The organism is Micromonospora sp. ALFpr18c (assembly GCF_008868155.1).
Classification (GTDB): domain Bacteria; phylum Actinomycetota; class Actinomycetes; order Mycobacteriales; family Micromonosporaceae; genus Micromonospora.
The window spans coordinates 22,981-40,227 of the sequence record NZ_WBKR01000012.1 but is presented as its reverse complement, the minus strand read 5'-3'; the positions used below and the strand labels follow the sequence as shown (position 1 = coordinate 40,227).

Below are 17,247 nucleotides of genomic sequence, written 5' to 3'. Positions count from 1 at the left end.
CGGGTCACCCCGTCAGCGCCTCCAGTGCGGCGTCCACGTCCGCCTCGGTGGAGTAGAGGTGGAACGAGGCGCGGACCCGGCCGGCCCGGACCGCCGCCCGGATGCCGGCCGCCGCGAGGCGCTGCTCGGCGTCCGGCACGTCGACGGTGACGATGGCGCTGTCCCCCGCCGGCCGACCCAGGCCGGTCAGGAACCGGTTGGCCAACGCCACGTCGTGCGCCTGGACCGCCGGCACGCCGATCTCGGCGACCAACTCCATGGCCGGGGCCGCGCCCACCCAACTGAACCAGGCCGGCGAGATGTCGAACCGGCGGGCATCGTCGGCCAACCGCAACGGCAGGCCGTAGTAGGAGGCGTGCGGGTCCTGGCCGGCGAACCAGCCGGCCGCGTCCGGACGCAGATGCTCGCGCAGCGCGGGGGCGAGATAGGCGTACGCGGTGCCGCGCGGGTTCATCAGCCACTTGTAGCCGCCCACGGCCACCACGTCGGCCCGGCCGCCGTCGAACGGCAGCCACCCGCACGCCTGGGTCGCGTCCACCACCACCAGCGCGTCGTGCGCGCGGGCTGCGGCCACGATCTCGTCGTACCCGGCGACGGATCCGTCGGACGACTGCACCAGGCTGAACGCGACCACGTCCGTGTCGGCGTCGACGGCGTCGGCCAGCCGGTCCGCCGGCACGGTGCGGACGGTCACCCCCCGCTCCTGCTGCACCAACCACGGGAACAGGTTCGAGGTGAACTCGACCTCCGGAACGACCACGGTGGCGCCGGCCGGCAGCGACGCCGCCACCGGCGCGAGCATCTGGGAGACCGTCGCCCCGACCGCCACGTCGACGTCGGGCACCCCGATCAGGCCGGCGAACGCGGTACGGGCCCGCTGCACCGAGTCGCCCCAGCCCTCCCAGGAGGTGCTGCCGACACGCCACTGGGCGAGGGATTCCTGCAACGCCGTCCAGGCCGGCTCGGGCGGCAACCCGTAGGAGGCGGTGTTCAACCAGCCGGGCTCCGGCTTCCACAACTGCTGCGCCTGTGCGATCTCCATGCCACCGACGCTATGCCTGGTCAGCGCGGGTCAGCCACGGCCAATCGGCGGTCGGCGGCCTGCCAGCGGGTCTTCCCGGTCGCGGCCCGGAGGCAGCGGGGCCGCCCCGGTCGGTGATACCGACTGTGCACAAGGGACTACGCTGCTTCGGCATGGACGACGGCGCGCTTGTCGAGGCCAGGCACCGCACAGCTGCCGCTACCAACGGGCATGTCAAGCTCGGCGGCCTCGGCCTTACCAGCGGCGATCTTGCCGAGCTGCTGTGCGAGAGTCCGGCTCGGCTCGCGTGAGTGCCCTCGACCTGTCCGACAACAACCTGGACACCCTGCCAGACACCGTCATTGCCTGGACCTCGCTCAGATCCCTCGACCTGAATGACAACAGGCTCAGCGCGTTACCGGACGCCGTCGCCGCCTGGACCTCCCTCACCGCGCTGGGCCGACCACAGCTGCCCGGGGTGTCCCGCAGCAGGGCCGTCGGACGGGTCGACGAAGACCATCCGCCTGCCGGCCAGGTCGAAGTCGCGCCCGGGTGTGGGGCCGCGGCCACGCACGCGCCGCAGCCCCTCAGGGGCACCCTGCCCGACCAGGACGCGAGGTTCGGCGGATGGTCAGGGGATCACCGGTGATGGCGGCAACGTGCCCAGCCGGCGGCGGTTCGCTGAGAGCGGAGACAGCTTGGCGGCCACCCGGATAGCGGTGACGAGGGCGCTCTCCTGGCTGTCCACGTCGAGAACGTGACTGCCAGCGAACCAGAGCCCATCGCGGCCGTTGCTGTCGTGCAGCACGGACTGCGCCCGGATGAAGTCCGGCGTGATCACGGGGTGGCGGAAGGTCGTCTCCGCCAGCAGTTGCGTCGGCTCCTGCCGGCGGTTGAGCGCCCAACTCTTGTAGAGGGTGACGTCGCCGCGCAGTTGCTGGTAGGCGATCGACGCCTCTGCGTAGTCGCCGTCTCGCAGGATGTTGAACGACGACCAGTCCGCGGACGCGGCCGGCATGTAGATGGGGTCCCGGTGCACGGCGATACGCGCCGGCATGTACCCGAAGCGACGGTAGGCCCGAACGAGCGGATCGGCACCGGGCAGCTGAGCAACAAGCGTCGCCGCCGGCTCCGGTGGCAGCGCCAGCACCACGTGCTCCGCGACGTACACCCGACCCACCGCATCGACGACCCGGTACAGCCCGCCGTCCCGACCGAGCCCCACGGCCGCCGAGTTGGTCAGCGCGGTCACGGTGGTGAACTCACCGGCGAGCGCCGCGATGACGGCTTGCAGACCGTCCCGTGCGTTGACGTACTCCGTCCGTTGCTCGGCACCGTCGCCGACAAGCGGGCGGACCCCGAGCGCCAACGCGGCGCGCGCCGAGAAGGCCTTGACCTGGGTGATCGACGCGCCATTCAAGGACGCCACAAACGGATAAACAAGGTTCTGTTTCAGAGTTTCATCGATGGCCAATGCCTCGACGAAGTCGGCGACGGTGGTATCCCAGTCTTGGCGGGTTTCCAGGTCCATTGCCCCGGCCATGACCACGCCGATGGCCTGCAGCCCGGGCAGGTAGGGCAGCACGTCGGTGATCGGACGCCCGGCCGAGGGTGAGACCATGACCGGGGTGGGCACCCCATACTGCGCGACGGTGTTGTACAAGGCGTTCGGTACGGTCGGCAACTGCAGAACCGACGTCACGAGTTTGTGATAGATCGGGTGTGAGGCTGGCCCGAAGAACTGCGCGCCGAGATCGACGGCCACCTGACGGCCGTCGACGTCGAGCTGGACGGTGGCGTTGTGACCACCCAGCGTGGACGCCGCCTCCAGCAGCGTCACATTGCAGTTCCCATCCATCAGCCAGGCGGCGGCGACCCCGGCGATCCCACCGCCGATCACCACGACCCGCGTCCCGGCACGGCCGGGCAAGGCGGCTTCGGCGACCCCGGGCCGCCCAGCAGCGCCCAACAGCGCCGCCGCCGCACCGGCACCCGCCGACGCGAGAACACTCCGCCTCGAAAGCTGCGGTGAACTGCGGTATTTGGTCATCTACCGATCTCCCCTTCTGGCAAGACTAGGAATCAGGAGTCGAGCGCCGCGGAATACCGAGTGCGGCCCGCAGCAATGCAGGGGAATTATTCGATTCGTGGATGCCGCCTGTCAACAGTTCCCTCAATCATGGCCGGAAACCCGCATTCCAGCTGGGAATAAACTTAAAATAAAGTAGCTGCTCTACAATGGACTATGCTTCGGACCCGACCCGCTGGGCAGCAGAAACCTCCGGCACCGCTAGCGGGGCAGACCCAATCCGTGACCGGCATGTGCGCTCAACTGGTCCGCCATTTCTGATTGGATTTGCCATTGCACTGCCAGATCTGCAGCCGGGCACCGTTGTCGGTGTTCGCGTCGAGCACGTCAACGCACTTGGTCGCCTGGATGTTGACCAGGTCGTGGGCCTTGTTCAGGTTGAACCTCTGCGAACTGGCGCCGGAGCAGTCGGCCAGTTGAACGGCAGCACCCTCCGCGGTGGAGTGACCGGCGACGTCCAGGCACTTGCCCATCGAGCGGACCGTACCGTCACCGGGGAAAGTCCACAGCTGCGTCGCCGTCCGACTACAGTCCCCGATCTGAAGTCGGACACCGGCCGTGGCGTTGCCGCCCGGAATCTCGATGCAACGATTGCTGGCGAACCCGATGATCTGCTTCCCGACGCCAGCGGCGCCCTGCGACAGGGCCGACGACTGCGGGGCCGGGGCGCCCGGGGCCGTCGCGCCGGGGCTGCCGTTTTCCGGCGCGGATTTCGCGGGCGCCGGCGAGGATGGCGCCACGGTGGGTCCCGACCGGGGGCCGCCCACCACCGGCAAGCCTTGGAAGCCGTCCGTGATCAGCGCATAAACATCCGCGCTCGCCGACCATTCGGCGGCCGAGGTGGTCCAGCCGATCGTGTACCCGTGCCCGTTCTGCCCCACGAATGCCCGACTCACCGCCCGCATCGGCGTGCCGTCCTCGTCGGTGTACGTCCACTCCCACTCGGCGGCCCGCACCTGAAAACGCAGCGCAGCGAGCCGTACCTGCCGGTAGTCGGCGTACCGCTCGCGCTCGGACGCCTCCCGCGTCCGCAGGTCGGCAGGAAGGTCCGCGGGGATGGACCGGAGTTCGTCGACGACGAGCAGCCGCCTGCCGTCCGGTTCACGGAAATCGACCCGCCCACCGTCACGCCGCGGCTGCCAGCCGTCCGGCAACGGTACGAGAAAGCGGGGATCGTCGCGGTAGTAGTGCCAACCCGCAGACGGCAGCGCCCTGAGCTCCGACAAGCCGCTCGCCGACGGGTTCACGGTCGGTGCCGCAGCCGAGCTGTCGCTCACGCCGCCGCGCAGCCCACCGTTCAGCACCGTCGCGGTCACCAGCACCACCAGCAGGAGGCCGACGGCCAACGCGCCGATCAGCCAGGTCCGACGCGTGCGCCCCGCCGTTGATACGGGCACTTCGGTAGCGCCCCGCGGCGCGGGCAGACTGACCTCGGCGGTGACCAGATCGGACACGATCTCCGGCCGGAGCACCGTACGGATGTCGTCCGTCCCGGCGATCGAACCGTCGCCGGCGCCACCCCCCGCAGCGACCGGGCCGTCAACGTTGCTGCCCTCCGGAACGTCCGGCTCGCCCAGGCCAGCGACCTGGCGGAGCAGCCGCTCAGCCTCCTCGCCACTGATCCGCTGGTTCGGATCCCGCCGCAGCAGCCCTTCAAGCAGTGGGGTCAGCTGACCCGCCCGCTGGGCTGGCGGCGGCGGCTCGGTCGCGAGCGCCGCCAGTGTGGCGATCGACGACGATCGCTGGTAGGGGGTGCGGCCCTCGACCGCCGCGTAGAGGGTGGCACCGAGCGACCAGAGGTCCGCGGCTGGGCCCACCGTCCCGTCGGTGGCTCGCTCCGGGGGGAGGAACGCTGGCGAGCCGAGCACCATCCCGGTCTGGGTCATCCGCGGGTCGCCGGGGAGGGTTGCCAGACCGAAGTCGGTCAACACCACCCTGCCGTCGTGGGCGAGCAGCACATTGGCCGGCTTGACGTCCCGATGCAGAACGCCGGCGCGGTGCGCGGCCCGCAACGCGGCCAGCACGCCCAACCCGATCCTCGCGGCACGGGGCGCCGGTATCGGCCCCTCGGCCTTGAGTACCTCCTGCAGGGACCGGGACGGGACCAGTTCCATGACGATCCACGGGTCCTCGCCCGAGTGCAGCACGTCGAAGACCCGTACCACGTTGACGTGGCCCAGCTGGGCGACCACCCGCGCCTCGCGCATGGACCGCTCCCGCATCACCCCCCGCTCGACGTCAGGCAGACCCGGCGACACCACCAACTCCTTGATGGCGACGTCCCGGTGGAGCATCTCGTCCCGAGCGAGCCACACGCGGCCCATTCCGCCCTGGCCGAGTGGACGGACCAGCCGGTAACGGTCGGCGATCAACTGTCGAGAGGCGTCAGGCACTCAGGCAAGATACTTGGGCGGTGTTTCCGCGCCCAATCCGTGCCGCAATCGAGAAGACACCAGTTGGGTACGTCACGATTGTCGCCGGCACGTAACCAACAGGCGGTGATCGGCACAAGGTCGGCGATGTGGGGGTGTCCGGTGGGCTGGATACCCCCACATCGTCGATCTGGAGTCGATCCTCCCTCTCAGGCCGGCGCCCCCGCGGGCACCGTCGCCGATTCCTCGTCGGGCCGCCGCGGCTCGGGCCCGTCGTCTTGGTCGTCGACCATGGTGGCCTCGTCGAACGGGTCGTCGCCGCGCAGGACCCCGGCCGCCCGGTCCCGGTCGAACTCGCCGGTCCAGGTTCCCACCAGCACCGTCGCCACCGCGTTGCCGGCGAAGTTGGTCAGCGCCCGCGCCTCCGACATGAACCGGTCGATGCCGACGATCAGACCGACCCCATCGACCAGGTCCGGGCGGTGCGACTGGAGGCCACCGGCCAGCGTGGCCAGGCCGGCGCCGGTGACGCCGGCCGCCCCCTTGGACGCGATCACCATGAACAGCAGCAGCGAGATCTGCTCGCCGACGGCGAGCGGCTTGCCCAGCGCGTCGGCGATGAACAGCGACGCCATGGTCAGGTAGATGGCCGTGCCGTCGAGGTTGAAGGAGTACCCGGTCGGCACGGTGATGCCGACGACCGGCTTGCTGACGCCGAAGTGCTCCATCTTGGCGATCAGCCGGGGCAGCGCCGACTCCGAAGACGACGTCGACAGGATCAGCAGGAACTCCCGGCCCAGGTAGCGCAGCAGCGAGAAGATCGAGATCCGGGCCACGAACCAGAGCAGCGCGCCCAGCACCACCAGCACGAAGATCAGACAGGTGGCGTAGAAGCCGAGCATGATCTGGGCGAGGCTCTTGAGGGCGTCCACGCCGGTCGCGCCGACCACGGCGGCCATCGCGCCGAACGCGCCGACCGGCGCCAGCCACATGATCATGGCGAGGACCTTGAACACGACCCGCTGGATGACGGCGATCGCGCCGAGCACGGGCTCACCGCGGCGGCCCAGCGCCTGCACGGCGAAGCCGACGAGCAGCGCGACCAGCAGCGTCTGGAGCACCTCGCCTTCGGTGAGCGCGGAGAGCAGGGTCGTCGGGATGACCCCGAGGAGGAATTCCGTCGTACCGCCGGCCTCGTCTCCGGCGGCGGCCTTGCCGGCGCCCGCGAGGTCCTGACCCAGGTCCAGGCCGGAGCCGGGGTGGATGATGTTGCCCACGACCAGGCCGATGGCGAGCGCCACGGTCGACATGGTCAGGAAGTAACCGAGAGCCAGACCGCCGACCTTGCCGACCTTCGCGGCCTGCCGGACCGAACCGACGCCGAGCACGATCGTGCAGAAGATGACCGGGCTGATCATCATCTTGATGAGGTTGACGAAGCCCGTGCCGATGGGCTTGAGTTCCTTGCCGAAATCGGGGGCGACCAGGCCGACCACGATGCCGGCGAGCACGGCCACGATGACGGCCAGGTACAGGTAACGAGTACGGTCCCGACGGGCCGACGGCTCCGCCGTGGTGGTGGGTGCGGTGGTGTCCATGTCGACAATGTGAAGCGCGTCTCACCGGTTGACAGCCTTGCGGTCATTCTGTTCACCGCGAAAACCCCCGAGGAGGTGTTGGAGGTGACCCGACGGCAGTGGAGCATCGCGGGGCAACTCTTCGCCCTCCAGGCGGTGGTGGTGACGCTGCTCGTGCTGGCCGGCGCGGCGGGCGCTGTCTGGCTGGCCCGCGCCGACTCCCGCCAGGCCGCGCAGGAGGAGGTGCTCGCGGTGGCGCAGACCGTGGCCAACTCCCCCGATGTCCGCGCGGCCCTCACGACCGCCGATCCCGCCCGCATCCTGCAGCCGTACGCCGAGTCGACCCGGCACGCCACGGGCACCGACTTCGTGGTCGTGATGGCCCCCGACCGCACCCGCTTCTCCCATCCCACGCCGGAGCGGATCGGCGAGCCGTTCGTCGGCGAGATCGGGCCCGCCCTGGCGGGCCACGCGTTCACCACGACCAACGTCGGAACGCTCGGCGAGTCGGTGCGCGCGGTCGTCCCGGTGTACGACCAGCGGCGGCACATCGTCGGCCTGGTCTCGGTGGGCATCACCACCCGCGAGATCAACCGCAAGCTGCTGCGCCAACTCCCCGTGCTGCTCGGCGTCGCGGCGCCGGCGCTCGCACTCGCCGCGACCGGATCGTGGCTGCTCAGCCGCCGGCTGCGCCGCCAGACCCACGGCCTGGGCCCGGCGCAGATGACCCGGATGTACGAGTACTACGACGCGGTCCTGCACTCGGTGCGCGAGGGTCTCGTTGTGCTGACCACCGACCGGCGGGTGGCGCTGGTCAACGACGAGGGCCGGCGGCTGCTGGGGCTCGACGCCGACGAGCCGGTCACCGACCAACCGGTGACCGAGGTCGACCTGCCACCGGCGGTGGCCGAGCTGCTCGCGGCCGGCCGGGACGCCCTCGACGAGCCGCTGCTGGCCGGTGACCGGGTGCTGGTGGCCAACCAGCGGACCGCCCGCTTCGAGGGGGCGGCGCTCGGCACCGTGCTGACCCTGCGCGACCAGACCGAGCTACGCGCCCTGGCCAGCGAGCTGGACTCGGTACGCGCACTCACCCAGGCGTTGCAGGCGCAGACGCACGAGTCGGCCAACCGGCTGCACACCGTCCTCACCCTGGTGGAGCTGGGCCGGGCCGACGAGGCCGTCCGGCTCGGCACCCGGGACCTGGCCCTCGCCCAGCAGCTCACCGACCGGGTCGTCGACGCGGTCACCGAGCCGGCCCTGGCCGCCCTGCTGCTCGGCAAGTCCGCGCAGGCCGGCGAACGGGGCGTGGACCTGGTGATCGAGCCGGACTGCCACCTCGACGACAGCCCGCTGCCGACCAACGACCTGCTCACCGTCGTCGGCAACCTCGTCGACAACGCCCTGGAGGCGGTCGCCGGTACGCCCCCGCCGCGCACCGTACGGGTCTTCGTCGGCACCGTCGACGACGAGCTGGTGGTCCGGGTCGCCGACAGCGGACCCGGGTTGGCGAAGGAGCGGGTGGCGGACGCCTTCCGACGCGGCTGGTCCACCAAGAGCACCGGACGGGGGCTCGGGCTGGCGCTGATCGGGCAGGTGGTCCGCCGGCACGGCGGCAGCGCCGAGGTGACCCGCTCCGACGCGGGCGGCAGCCTGTTCACCGTCCGCCTACCGGCCCGGGGCCCACGATGACCGACATCCGGGTGCTCGTGGTCGAGGACGAGCCGCTGCTGGCCGAGGCGCACGCCGCGTACACCGAGCGGGTGCCCGGTTTCACGGTGGTGGGGGTGGCACACACGGCACGGGCGGCGATGGCGGCTCTGCGCGCCAACGACGGCGGCGACGTGGACCTCGTACTCCTGGATTTTCGGCTGCCCGACCTGCACGGCCTGGACGTCTGCCGGGCGCTGCGCGCGGCCGGCAGCAGCGTCGACGTGCTCGCCGTGACCTCCGCGCGGGACCTGGCGGTGGTGCGCACCGCGGTGTCCCTCGGGGTGACCCACTACCTGCTCAAGCCGTTCACGTTCGCAGCGTTCCGCGACAAGCTGGAGCGCTACGCGGACTACCGCGCCCAGGCGCTCGCCGACGGTGAGGTGGCCGCCCAGCACGACGTGGACCGAATGTTCGCCACGCTGCGTGGCGCCACCGGGCACAGCCTGCCGAAGGGGCTCGACGCGCAGACCCTCACCCGGGTACGCGCCGCGCTGGCCGACGGGTCCGACCCGGGGGTGGGGCTGTCAGCGACCGAGGTGAGCGCGGCGACCGGTATCTCCCGGGTGACCGCCCGCCGCTATCTGGAGTACCTGGTGACCATCGACCGCGCCCTCCGCCAACCCCGCTACGGCACCCCCGGCCGCCCCGAGGTCGAGTACCGCCCCCGCTGAGCTGACGACACCAGCCCTGAGATGCGGCCCCTGACTTCACGCGAGCAGGCCCGGGCGCGGGAACTCCGTGGCGGGGCGGAGATCCGTTGTTAGACTCGGCCCGTTGGGTCAGCGGTACGACCAGGGAGACCAGACATGGCGGGTGACGACGACATCTCCGGGTGAGACCGGACGTGTTCAGCCATCGGTTCGGCGCGCGTAGGCGCAGCCGTCGTGGCCATGTCGTCGTTCCACCGGTCCCGTTCGTCGTCGGGCGGCTTACGCACGCCCAGCCCACCCTCTGAGGTCACTCACCATGTCTGACGCTTTCGTCGTCTGCTCGAACCTGTCCTTCTCCTGGCCGGACGACACCCCGGTCTTCTCGGACCTGTCCTTCAGCGTCCCCGGCGGCCGCACCGGGCTGGTCGCGCCCAACGGCGCCGGCAAGAGCACCCTGGAGCGGCTGATCGCCGGGGAGCTGCGGCCCACCGGCGGCAGCATCACCGTCGACGGTCTGCTCGGCTACCTGCCGCAGACCCTGCCGCTGGCCGGTGACCCGGCCGTGGCGCAGGTGCTCGGCGTCGCCGAGCGGATCGCGGCGCTGCACGCCATCGAGGCCGGGGACGCCAGTGAGGCGCACTTCGCCACCATCGGCGACGACTGGGACATCGAGGAACGCAGCCGCTCCGAGCTGGACCGGCTCGGCCTCGGCGACCTGGCCCTCGACCGGCCGCTGCACACGCTCAGCGGCGGCCAGGTGGTCTCCCTCGGGCTGGCGGCGCAGCTCCTGCGCCGCCCGGACGTGCTGCTGCTCGACGAGCCGACCAACAACCTGGACGTGGCGGCCCGGCACAAGCTCTACGACGTGCTCACCGACTTCACCGGGTGCCTGCTGCTGGTCAGCCACGACCGGGAGCTGCTGGACCGGATGGATCGCATCGCCGAGCTGGAGCGCGGCGAGATCCGCTGGTACGGGGGCAACTTCACCGCGTACACCGAGGCGGTGCGGGCGGCGCGCGAGGTGGCCGAGAGCAACCTGCGCAACGCCGAGCAGGAGGTCAAGCGGGAGAGGCGGGAGATGCAGCAGGCCCGGGAGCGGGCCGACCGGCGGGCCAGCAACGCGTCGAAGAACCTGAAGAACGCCGGTCTGGCCCGGATCGTGGCCGGAGGCCTCAAGCGCAGCGCGCAGGAGTCGGCGGGCAAGGCCCAGGACACGCACTCCGCGCGCCTCGGTCAGGCCAAGGCCCGACTGGACGAGGCGGGCCGCGCGGTCCGCGAGGAGGACCGCATCGTCGTGGACCTGCCGGACACCACCGTCCCGGCCGGACGGACGGTCTTCACGGGTACGGGGATGCGGGCCCGCTTCGACGACCGGGAGTTGTTCGGCGGCGGCGGCGCCGACCTGGTGATCCGGGGCCCGGAGCGGATCGCGCTCACCGGGGCGAACGGCGCGGGCAAGTCGACCCTGCTGCGCCTCGTGCACGGCGACCTCGAACCGGCCGGCGGCGAGATCCGCCGGGCGGACGGGCGCATCGCGTACCTGTCGCAGCGGCTGGACCTGCTGGACCTCGACCGTACGGTGGCGGAGAACCTCGCCGCGTACGCGCCGAGCCTGCCGGACGCCAGGCGGATGAATCTGCTCGCCCGGTTCCTGTTCCGGGGCGCCCGGGTGAACCTGACCGTCGGGGTGCTCTCCGGCGGGGAGCGGCTACGCGCCACCCTGGCGTGTGTGCTGTGCGCCGAACCGGCGCCGCAACTGCTGCTGCTCGACGAGCCGACCAACAACCTGGACCTGGTCAGCGTCGCACAACTGGAGAGCGCGTTGACCGCGTACCAGGGGGCGTTCGTCGTGGTCAGCCACGACGAACGATTCCTCGCCGAGATCGGCGTGCAGCGCTGGTTGCGGCTGGCCGACGGCCAGTTGCGGGAGATCGCGGCCCCCGACCGGGGCTGAGCCGACGTCGCGGCCCGGCCAGGCACACGCCGGCCGGGCCGCGGCCGGGTCAGCTCACGTTGGCCGGGCCGAGGACGCTCTTCAGGTCACCCATCAGCGCGGTCGTCGCCGCCACCCGGAACGGACCGAGCCGCAGGGTGGTGGTGCGCCCGCCGTTGAGCAGTTTGACGTGCACCTCGGTGTCGCCGGGGTGCAGCACCAGGGTCTCCTTCAGGCGTTCCACCAGCGGCGGCGTGCACCGGTGCACCGGGATGGTGAGGGTGACCGGTTTGTTGGTGGCGCTGGTGCTGACGTCCGGCATGGACATGTCCATCGCCATGATCCGTGGCGTGTCGTCGCGGCGGTCCACGCGGCCCTTGACCACCACGATGGCGTCCTCGGCGATGTACTGCCCGATCACCTCGTACGTGTTGGGGAAGAACAGCGTCTCCACGCCGCCGGCCAGGTCCTCCAGGGTGGCCGAGGCCCAGGCCCGGCCCTGCTTGGTGACCCGCCGCTGGACGCCGGAGAGGATGCCGGCGAGGGTGACGACCGCCCCGTCGGGCACCGCGCCGTCCTCGGCCAGGGAGGCGATGGTGGTGTCGGCCGCCGCGTTGAGGATGTGCTCCAGGCCGAAGAGCGGGTGGTCGGAGACGTACAGGCCGAGCATCTCGCGTTCGAAGGCCAGCTTGTCGCGTTTGTCCCACTCGCTGTCGCCGATGACCGGCATCACCGTCGTACCGCCCGTGTCGGCGTCACCGAAGCCGGCGCCGAACAGGTCGTACTGGCCGACGGCCTCCTTGCGCTTGACGTCGGCGTACGCGTCGATCGCGTCCGCGTGGACCGCGAGCAGGCCCTTGCGCGGGTGGTCGAGGGAGTCGAAGGCGCCCGCCTTGATCAGCGATTCGATGGTCTTCTTGTTGCAGACCACCGCGTCCACCTTGGACAGGAAGTCGTAGAAGTCGGTGTACTCGCCCTTCTCGTCCCGGCACCGCATGATCGAGGCGACCACGTTCGCGCCGACATTGCGCACGGCCGCCAGGCCGAAGCGGATGTCCTTGCCGACCGGGGTGAACGGTCCGGCCGAGGTGTTCACGTCCGGCGGCAGCACCTGGATGCGCATCCGGCGACACTCGGACAGGTAGAGCGCCATCTTGTCCTTGTCGTCGCCGACGGACGTGAGCAACCCCGCCATGTACTCGGCCGGGTAGTGCGCCTTTAGGTACGCCGTCCAGTAGGAGACCAGGCCGTACGCGGCGGAGTGCGCCTTGTTGAAGGCGTACCCGGCGAACGGCACCAGGACGTCCCACACCGCCTGGATGGCCTCATCGGAGTAGCCGCGCTCGCGGCAGCCGTCCCGGAACGGGATGAACTCCTTGTCGAGGATCTCCTTCTTCTTCTTACCCATCGCCCGGCGCAGCAGGTCCGCCTGGCCGAGGGTGTAGCCGGCGAGGATCTGCGCGGCGCGCTGCACCTGCTCCTGATAGACGATCAGGCCGTGGGTGGGCGCCAGGATCTCCCGCAGCGGCTCCTCCAGCTCCGGGTGGATCGGGGTGATCTCCTGGAGGCCGTTCTTGCGCAGCGCGTAGTTGGTGTGCGAGTCGACGCCCATCGGTCCGGGCCGGTACAGCGCCAGGACGGCGGAGATGTCCTCGAAGTTGTCCGGCTTCATCAACCGCAGCAGCGACCGCATCGGCCCGCCGTCGAGCTGGAACACGCCGAGGGTGTCACCACGGGCCAGCAGCTCGTAGGCGGCCGGGTCGTCCAACGGCAGGGCCAGCAGGTCGAGCTTCTTGCCGTGGTTCAGCTCGATGTTCTTGACCGCGTCGTCGATGATCGTCAGGTTGCGCAGGCCGAGGAAGTCCATCTTCAGCAGCCCGAGCGACTCGCAGGTCGGGTAGTCGAACTGCGTGATGATCGCCCCGTCGGCGTCGCGGCGCATCAACGGGATGTGCTCGATGATCGGCTCGGCGGACATGATGACGCCGGCGGCGTGCACACCGGTCTGCCGGATCAGCCCCTCGATGCCCTTCGCGGTGTCGATCACCTTGCGGACGTCCGGGTCGGACTCGTACAGGCCACGGATCTCGCCGGCCTCGGCGTAGCGGGGATGCTTCGAGTCGAAGATGCCGGTGAGCGGGATGTCCTTGCCCATCACGGCCGGCGGCATCGCCTTGGTGATCCGGTCACCCACCGCGTACGGGAAGCCCAGCACCCGGGCCGAGTCCTTGATCGCGGCCTTCGCCTTGATCGTGCCGAAGGTCGCGATCTGGGCGACCTTGTCCTCGCCCCACTTGTCGGTGACGTACTTGATCACCTCGCCGCGCCGACGCTCGTCGAAGTCGATGTCGACATCCGGCATCGAGACACGCTCGGGGTTGAGGAACCGCTCGAAGATCAGCCCGTGCGGGATCGGGTCCAGGTCGGTGATGCCCAGCGCGTACGCCACGAGGGAGCCGGCGGCCGAGCCACGACCCGGGCCCACCGCGATGCCCTGGTTCTTCGCCCACTGGATGAAGTCGGCGACCACGAGGAAGTACGACGGGAAGCCCATCTGGTTGATGACGCCCAGCTCGTACTCGGCCTGGACGACGTGCCCCTCGGGGATGCCGTTCGGGTAGCGGCGGGCCAGACCGGCGAAGGTCTCCTTGCGGAACCAGGACTCCTCGGTCTCCCCCTCCGGGACCGGGAAACGCGGCATCAGGTTGTGGAACTCGAACATGCCCTTCGGGTCGACCTTCTCGGCGACCAGCAGGGTGTTGCGGCAACCCTGCTGCCACAGCTCGGACGAGTCGACCGCGCGCATCTGGTCGGCGCTCTTGACGAAGTAGCCGCCACCCTCGAACCGGAACCGGTTGGGGTCGTCGATGTTGCTGCCGGTCTGCACGCAGAGCAGCACGTCGTGCGCGGTGGCCTGCGCCTCGTGGGTGTAGTGCGAGTCGTTGGTGACCACCGGCGGGATGTCGAGCTTGCGGGCGATCTCGGTGAGCCCGTCACGGACCCGGCGCTCGATGGAGAGCCCGTGATCCATGATCTCCAGGAAGTAGTTGTCCTTGCCGAAGATGTCCTGGTAGCTGGCCGCGACCTTGAGCGCCTCGTCGAACTGCCCCAGCCGCAGCCGGGTCTGCACCGCGCCGGACGGGCAGCCGGTGGTGGCCATGATCCCCTCGGCGTGCTCGGCGATCAGCTCCATGTCCATCCGGGGCCACTTGACGTAGTGCCCCTCCATGGACGCGCGCGAGTTGAGGGTGAACAGGTTCTTCAGGCCCTGCGCGTTCTTCGCCCACATGGTCTTGTGGGTGATCGCGCCGTTACCCGAGACGTCGTCGCTCTTCTGCTCCGGCCGGCCCCACTTGACCCGCGCCTTGTGATAGCGCGACTCCGGCGCCACGTACGCCTCGACGCCCAGGATCGGGGTGATCCCGGCGGCCATCGCCTGGTTGTAGAAGTCGTTCGCGCCGTGCATGTTGCCGTGGTCGGTGATCGCCACGGCCGGCATGCCGAGCCGGTTGGCCTCGGCGAACAGGTCCTTGAGTCGGGCCGCTCCGTCGAGCATCGAGTACTCCGTGTGCACGTGCAGATGCGCGAACGAATCGGCCATGCCTGGCGCCCCCCGGCGGTGTGGATCTAGATGGTCGGAGCCGACCGGGACCTACCCTACCGAGGTGATCTCGGCGGCTCCACCGTCCGCGCCGAGGGTGTCCCTCGTCTCCTGATCGCACCCGATGGGCCTAGGCTCTTCAGGATGGCGAGGTACTACGACGTACACCCGGAGAACCCGCAACCCCGGGTCATCGGCCAGGTCGCCGACCTGATCCGTGGCGGTGGGCTGGTCGCCTACCCGACGGACTCCTGCTACGCGCTCGGCATCCAGCTGGGCAACCGGGACGGGCTGGACCGGATCCGCGAGATCCGCCACCTCGACGACCGGCACCACTTCACCCTGGTCTGCCGGGACTTCGCGCAGCTCGGCCAGTTCGTCCAGATCAACAACGCGGTGTTCCGCCTGGTGAAGGCGACCACCCCGGGCAGCTACACGTTCATCCTGCCGGCCACCAAGGAGGTGCCGCGTCGCATGCTGCACCCGAAGAAGCGCACCGTCGGCGTCCGCGTACCCCGGCACACCGTGACCCAGGCGCTGCTCGCCGAGCTGGGCGAGCCGCTGGTGTCGAGCACCCTGGTCCTGCCCGGCGACGACGAGCCGATGACCCAGGGGTGGGAGATCAAGGAACGGCTCGACCACCAGCTCGACGCGGTGCTCGACGCCGGCGACTGCGGCAGGGAACCGACGACGGTGATCGACCTGTCCGGACCCGAACCGGAGATCCTGCGCCGGGGCGCGGGAGACGTGTCCCGCTTCGAGTAACGCCAGTTCCGGTTTGCCAGCAGGGCCCGCGCCATGAGGCGCGGGCCCTGCTTCGTGGTGCCCCCCTCCGACACAACGCTGTCTTTCTAGACAACAGTGTGTGCCACACAGTATGGTGTGACGCATGGTTAGCGAGGACGTTCTACGGACGCACCTGCAGGAGTTGCGTCGAGGCACGGTCGTGGTGGCCAGCCTGGTCGCGCTCCGGCACCCGGACTACGGCTACGCACTGCTGCAACGGCTCACCGACCACGGCTTCCCGGTGGACGCCAACACGCTCTACCCGCTGCTGCGCCGCCTGGAGGACCAGGGGCTGCTGACCAGCGAGTGGAACACCGAGGAAAGCCGACCGCGCAAGTTCTACCGGACCAGCGACGAGGGCGAGTCGATGCTGAACCGGCTCCTCGATGATCTCGCCGCCGTGCAGACCTCCATCACCGGGCTCATCCAAGGAGTGGACCGATGAACACCCTGACCGACCGCTACCTCGCCGCCACCCTGCGCTCGGTGCCCGCGCCGCGCCGCAACGAGATCGCCAGCGAGCTGCGCGCCTCCATCGACGACATGATCGAGGGTCGGACCGACAGCGGTCAGGACGCCGCCACGGCAGAGCGCGAGGTGCTGACCGAGCTGGGCAACCCGGACGTGCTGGCCGCCCGGTACGCCGACCGTCGGCTGCAACTCATCGGCCCGACCTACTACCTGATCTGGCTGCGACTGCTGAAGCTCCTGCTCACCTTCATTCCGGCGCTCGTCGGCACGATCGTCACAGTGGTCGAGGTGGCGGAGGGAAAGGGCTTCGGCGCCATCGGGCCCGGCGTCGCCGTGGCCATGCAGGTGGCCGTGCAGATCACCTTCTGGCTCACCCTGACCTTCGCCATCATCGAGCGCACTCAGACTGCCGTGGACCTGCCAGAGTGGACCGTCGACCAGCTGCCCGTCGCTCCGGTGCGACGAGGCATCCCCCTCGCCGACACCATCGCCGCAGTGGTCATGCTGGTGGTGACCATCGGATACCTGACGTTGCAGCAGTTCCAGTCCTGGGTACGCGACACCAACGGCGAGAACATTCCGATCCTCGACCCGGCACTGTGGTCGTTCTGGCTGCCGGCGCTGATCGTCGTGCTCGTCGCCAGCGCGATCTTCGAGGTCGTCAAGTACCGGGTCGGACGCTGGACCTGGACGCTGTTCGGCGTCAAGGCGCTGCTCAACCTGGCGTTCTCGGTGCCGGTGATCTGGCTGGCGCTCTCCGACCGGCTGCTCAACCCGACCCTGGCCGAGCGCTTCAGCTGGCTGGCGGACACGGACAACCGCGACGTCCTCGGAGCGATCATCGTGGTGAGCACGGCCGTGATCATGATCTGGGACCTGGTCGACACCGCGATCAAGACCCGCCGCCAGACGGCATGAACGACACCCCACCCGGCGGCCCGGCGCGTACCCCGCGCCGGGCCGCCGCCCGTGCAGGTGGCCGGAGCCGCACCGCCCTGCCCGGTCTGCGGGTGGGGCGGCTGACGTGGCATCGTTCC

At 70.1% G+C, this 17,247-nt stretch carries 13 protein-coding genes and 1 pseudogene; 8 read left to right on the top strand and 6 right to left on the bottom strand.

Features of this window, described 5'->3' with window-relative positions:
• Window positions 1-4: 4 nt before the first annotated feature.
• Window positions 5-1,042 (bottom strand): aminotransferase class V-fold PLP-dependent enzyme, encoded by a 1,038-nt coding sequence (locus tag F8271_RS04580; RefSeq protein ID WP_151488384.1) that lies wholly within the window; start codon window positions 1,040-1,042, stop codon window positions 5-7.
• 152 nt (window positions 1,043-1,194) lie between these two features.
• Here F8271_RS04580 and F8271_RS32190 point away from each other — a divergent pair, with 152 nt between their 5' ends.
• Both F8271_RS32190 and F8271_RS34080 read left to right on the top strand, forming a co-directional pair.
• Window positions 1,195-1,332 (top strand): hypothetical protein, encoded by a 138-nt coding sequence (locus tag F8271_RS32190; RefSeq protein WP_192580139.1) that lies wholly within the window; start codon window positions 1,195-1,197, stop codon window positions 1,330-1,332.
• Window positions 1,305-1,670: a leucine-rich repeat domain-containing protein gene (locus tag F8271_RS34080; RefSeq protein WP_225854160.1), complete on the top strand. Its 366-nt coding sequence runs from the start codon at window positions 1,305-1,307 to the stop codon at window positions 1,668-1,670. The genes F8271_RS32190 and F8271_RS34080 overlap by 28 nt, the downstream gene beginning before the upstream one ends.
• Here F8271_RS34080 and F8271_RS04570 read toward each other — a convergent pair.
• From F8271_RS04570 to F8271_RS04560, 4 genes and pseudogenes are all read right to left on the bottom strand, one after another.
• Complete coding sequence (locus tag F8271_RS04570) at window positions 1,653-3,071, bottom strand: FAD-dependent oxidoreductase (protein WP_151488382.1); 1,419 nt, start codon at window positions 3,069-3,071, stop codon at window positions 1,653-1,655. The genes F8271_RS34080 and F8271_RS04570 overlap by 18 nt on opposite strands.
• Before the next feature lie 278 nt (window positions 3,072-3,349).
• Entirely contained in the window at window positions 3,350-3,850 is a 501-nt protein-coding gene (locus F8271_RS34075; protein WP_370461857.1) for a ricin-type beta-trefoil lectin domain protein, read from the bottom strand.
• 42 nt (window positions 3,851-3,892) lie between these two features.
• Window positions 3,893-5,434: pseudogene (locus tag F8271_RS04565) on the bottom strand (serine/threonine-protein kinase); the annotation flags it as partial.
• A gap of 257 nt (window positions 5,435-5,691) precedes the next feature.
• Window positions 5,692-7,080: a cation:dicarboxylate symporter family transporter gene (locus F8271_RS04560; RefSeq protein WP_151488381.1), complete on the bottom strand. Its 1,389-nt coding sequence runs from the start codon at window positions 7,078-7,080 to the stop codon at window positions 5,692-5,694.
• An 84-nt stretch (window positions 7,081-7,164) separates the two neighbouring features.
• Between F8271_RS04560 and F8271_RS04555 the strand changes: the two genes are divergently transcribed.
• The 3 genes from F8271_RS04555 to abc-f all read left to right on the top strand — a co-directional run bounded on the left by F8271_RS04555 (window position 7,165) and on the right by abc-f (window position 11,373).
• Window positions 7,165-8,748, top strand: coding sequence for a sensor histidine kinase (locus F8271_RS04555; RefSeq protein WP_151488380.1), 1,584 nt, complete (start codon window positions 7,165-7,167; stop codon window positions 8,746-8,748).
• Window positions 8,745-9,440, top strand: coding sequence for a response regulator (locus F8271_RS04550; protein ID WP_151488379.1), 696 nt, complete (start codon window positions 8,745-8,747; stop codon window positions 9,438-9,440). The genes F8271_RS04555 and F8271_RS04550 overlap by 4 nt, the downstream gene beginning before the upstream one ends.
• 295 nt (window positions 9,441-9,735) lie before the next feature.
• The gene (gene abc-f / locus F8271_RS04545) at window positions 9,736-11,373 is read left to right on the top strand and encodes a ribosomal protection-like ABC-F family protein (protein ID WP_151488378.1); all 1,638 of its coding nucleotides are present in this window, start codon (window positions 9,736-9,738) and stop codon (window positions 11,371-11,373) included.
• A 49-nt stretch (window positions 11,374-11,422) separates the two neighbouring features.
• On the opposite strand, the gene dnaE is transcribed toward abc-f, so the two are convergent.
• Window positions 11,423-14,953, bottom strand: coding sequence for a DNA polymerase III subunit alpha (gene dnaE / locus F8271_RS04540; RefSeq protein ID WP_151488377.1), 3,531 nt, complete (start codon window positions 14,951-14,953; stop codon window positions 11,423-11,425).
• A gap of 144 nt (window positions 14,954-15,097) precedes the next feature.
• On the opposite strand from dnaE, the gene F8271_RS04535 reads away from it, so the two are divergent.
• The 3 genes from F8271_RS04535 (at window position 15,098) to F8271_RS04525 (ending at window position 17,128) form a co-directional block, all read left to right on the top strand.
• Window positions 15,098-15,718, top strand: a complete 621-nt coding sequence (locus F8271_RS04535; RefSeq protein ID WP_151488376.1) for an L-threonylcarbamoyladenylate synthase — start codon at window positions 15,098-15,100, stop codon at window positions 15,716-15,718.
• A gap of 124 nt (window positions 15,719-15,842) precedes the next feature.
• A complete protein-coding gene (locus F8271_RS04530) occupies window positions 15,843-16,184 on the top strand; it encodes a PadR family transcriptional regulator (protein WP_151488375.1) in 342 nt (113 codons plus the stop codon).
• On the top strand, window positions 16,181-17,128 hold the full coding sequence (locus F8271_RS04525; protein ID WP_151488374.1) for a permease prefix domain 1-containing protein: 948 nt from the start codon (window positions 16,181-16,183) through the stop codon (window positions 17,126-17,128). The genes F8271_RS04530 and F8271_RS04525 overlap by 4 nt, the downstream gene beginning before the upstream one ends.
• The last annotated feature ends 119 nt before the right edge of the window (window positions 17,129-17,247 follow it).